Origin of the sequence: Acidovorax sp. (genome assembly GCF_022763525.1) — a bacterium.
Lineage (GTDB): Bacteria > Pseudomonadota > Gammaproteobacteria > Burkholderiales > Burkholderiaceae_C > Acidovorax.
Genome location: NZ_JALEGG010000025.1, coordinates 1 through 3529, shown reverse-complemented (window position 1 = coordinate 3529; position 3529 = coordinate 1). Strand labels below are relative to the sequence as shown.

The window sequence follows — 3529 nt, the reverse complement described above, 5'->3', positions numbered from 1 at the left end:
CGGAAGCCGGCAAGTCCAGGTTCACCCGCCTCCTGCCCGCACAGTACGGCAGCAGTTCACCCAGCGCCACTGAGGAAACTACCACCCCGCCCCACCAGGACCCGGTTACCTGGCAGCAAAGGCCTGTTGCATCGCCTGCTGCAGGTCGCGCTGCAGATCCTCCACCGATTCCAGCCCCACCGAGAAGCGCACCAGCGTGCCCGGCTTCAGGTGCGGCGTCTGGCGGCTGCGCATGCTGCCGATGTCGTACGGAACCACCAGGCTCATGGGGCCGCCCCAGCTGTAGCCCAGCTTGAAAAGCCGCAAGCTGTCACAAAAAGCATCCACCTGCGGCTGGCTGAAGCGGGCATCGAAAATCACACTGAACAAGCCTGCCGCGGCGCCCTCGCCACCGTTCACGGCGCCACACAGGGCTTTCCAGTGCACATGCCCCGGAGCGCCCGGCAGCGCGGGGTGCAGCACCTGGGCAATGGCGGGCTGGCCCTGCAGCCAGGAAGCCAACGCGCGTGCGGCGCCGTCGTGGGCCCGGTAGCGCAAGGCGATACTGGGCAGCGCGCGCAACACGGTTTCCGCATCATTGGCCCCCACGCCGAGCCCCAGGCGCATGTGCGTTAGCTTGATCTTCATGTGCAGCCCGGCATCCCGCGTGATAGCGCTGCCCATCAGCACGTCGCCCCCTCCGCTCGGGTACTTCGTGAGCGCCTGCACCGAAATATCCACGCCCAGGCTGCCATCGCCGGTCAGATCAAAAGGCTGAAACGCCAGGCCCGCCCCCCAGGTGTTGTCCAGCGCCGTGATCACACCGCGCGCGCGACAGATGCGCACCTGCTCGATGAGGTCCGGGAACTCCATGCTGACCGACCCAGGAGCCTCCAGCCACACCAGCCGGGTCGCGGACGAGATGCGTGCCGCCAGATCGGCGGGGGCCAGCGGGTCGTAAAGTGCATGCGTCACACCAAAGCGCGCCAGCTCGCCCTTGGCAAAGTCCTTGCCAGGGCCATAGGCGTTGTCGGGGATCAGCACTTCATCCCCCGGCTTGAGCAGCGCCAGCCCCACATTGGCAATGGCCGCCAAGCCGCTGGGCACCAGCACGCACTGCAATCCCCCTTCCAGCGTACAAAGTCGCTCTTCGAGAATGAACGTGGTGGGGGTGCCGTGCAGGCCGTAGGTGTAGCCGCTCTTGTCTTTCCACTCGCGCGATCGCATGGCCGCGACACTGGGAAAGATGACGGTCGAGGCCTTGAAGACTCCAGGTTGGGGAGCCTCAAAGCCGGCAGGTGGAATGTACGGGTGGTGGACGATGCGGGTGGTCAGGTCGGTGTCGTGCGCGTTCATGCAACCATGGTAGCGCGCCGCCCGGAACAACCCGGACGGCGCAGACGATTCACCTTGCGGGCGCAATGCCCGGTCAGCTGGCCGTTACCACCAGTTGGTTATTCACAGCGGTCACCCCCTCGACGCTCTTGGCAAGCGTTTCGGCGCGGTCGCGTGCCACGGTGGTGGGCGCAGGGCCATTGAGAGTGACCTTGCCCCCCACTGTGTCCACGTTGATTTTCAGGGCGCTCAGGTCAGGGTCTTTGGCCAGGGTGGCATTGACCTTGGCGGTGATGGTGGCGTCATCGATGGAAGCCTTGGCGGTGGAGGTCGCATCCCGGGCGCTCGCCTCGGCATTGGCGGCGCTTTGCTCCATCTTGTTCTCGGCGTTGTTCATCGCGCTCTCAGTCTTGGCTCGCGCATCGGCGGCAGCCCGCTCGGTCTTTTCGACGGTGGAATCCAGGCGCTGGCCCACGGTCGGCTCTTCGTTCTTGCCGCAGGCGCTCAGCCCCAAGGCAAGGGCACTCACGGCCAGAATACTGGCAATGCGGTTGACAGGGCGTTGGGTGGTCACGGAACTGTTCATCTGAAAATCTCCTTCACGGTTTGATATGGCTGCGACTTTAGGCAAGGCGCAAAACCCAAAGGGTGGGATAGCACCGAAGTGCCTGTAGGACGTGTTTAACAGCCGTGCCCACCCTACGCGGCGGTCATCGCGCGACAATCACCCGATGTCCCTGCCTCCACTCTCCCGCTGGCTGCCCTTTCTGCGCTGGCCTCGCCCTGACCGAACGCTGCTCCAGGGCGAATTCATCGCCGGCATGACGGTAGGTTTGATGCTGGTGCCGCAGGGCGTCGCTTATGCCGCACTGGCCGGCATGCCGCTGGTCACCGGTATCTACGCATCACTCGTCCCCGCTCTGGTGGCCGTCATGTTCAGCGCTTCCACGCGCCTGGGCGTGGGGCCGACGGCGCTCACAAGCCTGCTGATCGGCGCATCTCTGACGGGCATGGCGGAACCGGGCAGCGCGCAATGGGTGGCACTGGCGGCCTGGATGGCCCTGCTATCCGGACTGCTGCAGCTGGTGATGGGCGTGGCACGCTTTGGCTGGCTGCTCAACCTGGTCACCTCGCCCGTGCTCAGCGGATTTACCCAGGCTGCCGCGCTGCTCATCCTGGGCTCGCAGCTGGCGTCGCTCACGGGGTTGCGCTCGGACTGGGGGGCACTGTGGTCCACCCCCTCACCCGGAATGTTTGACCTGGTGGCCGCAGCATTCGGACTGGGCAGCCTGGTATTGCTGGTGCTGGCACGGCGCTGGCGGCCGGGCTTCCCGGCAGCTATCGTGGTGGTTGGCGGGACGGGCTTGCTGAGCTGGGCCATCGGCTACGCGGACGCGGGCGGTGCCGTGGTCGGTGCGCTGCCTTCGGGCCTGCCGGCCCCCTACTGGCCCGGGGCGCTGCCCTGGACGAGCTTTGCCGAGCTGATCATGCCGGTGCTGGTGATCACGCTGGTGAGTTTTCTGGAGACTGCTTCCAGCGCCAAGGTCGAGAGCCAGCGTTCGGGCGAGCGCTGGAATGAAAACCAGGACCTGATCGGGCAGGGACTGGCCAAGATCAGCAGCGGCCTGTGCGGAAGCTTCGCCACGAGTGCATCGTTCTCGCGATCGGCTATCAATTTGTATGCAGGCGCCAAAAGCGGCTGGTCTTCCGTGTTCGCCATCGCGCTGGTGCTGGTGGTGCTGCTGTGGCTCACGCCGGCCCTCTACCACGTGCCGCAATCGGTGCTGGCCGCCGTGGTCGTGACCGCCGTGACCAGCCTGATCAAGCCCAGCACCTTCGTGCGGCTATGGCGCGTCTCGCAGGTCGAGGCAGTGATCGGCGGCGTGACCTTTGCCCTGACGTTGGCGACGGCTCCGCGCATGTACTGGGGGGTGCTGGTGGGGTTGCTGATGAACCTGAGCCACTTCCTCTACCAGCGGCTGCACCCCCGCATCATCGAAGTGGGCCTGCACCCCGATGGCAGCTTGCGCGACCGCCACCTGTGGCACCTGCCCGTGCTGGCGCCGCGCGTGCTGGCGCTGCGCATGGATGCGGAACTGGATTTTGCGTCGGCCAGCGCACTGGAGCGGCGCGTGATCGAAAACCTGACAGCCCACCCCGATGTGCTCCACCTGTGCCTGATGGCCCAGCCCATCAACCGCATCGACGTGACAGG

General features: G+C 65.9%; 3 protein-coding genes. 1 reads left to right on the top strand and 2 read right to left on the bottom strand.

Annotated features, from left to right (window positions below):
• Positions 1–105 precede the first annotated feature (105 nt).
• On the bottom strand, positions 106–1335 hold the full coding sequence (locus MRY84_RS02055; protein WP_291504102.1) for a PLP-dependent transferase: 1230 nt from the start codon (positions 1333–1335) through the stop codon (positions 106–108).
• 73 nt (positions 1336–1408) lie between these two features.
• Complete coding sequence (locus tag MRY84_RS02050; RefSeq protein WP_291504101.1) at positions 1409–1900, bottom strand: BON domain-containing protein; 492 nt, start codon at positions 1898–1900, stop codon at positions 1409–1411.
• Positions 1901–2045: 145 nt separating this feature from the next.
• Between MRY84_RS02050 and MRY84_RS02045 the strand changes: the two genes are divergently transcribed.
• On the top strand, positions 2046–3529 hold a 1484-nt coding region (locus MRY84_RS02045), incomplete at its 3' end, for a SulP family inorganic anion transporter (RefSeq protein ID WP_291504100.1).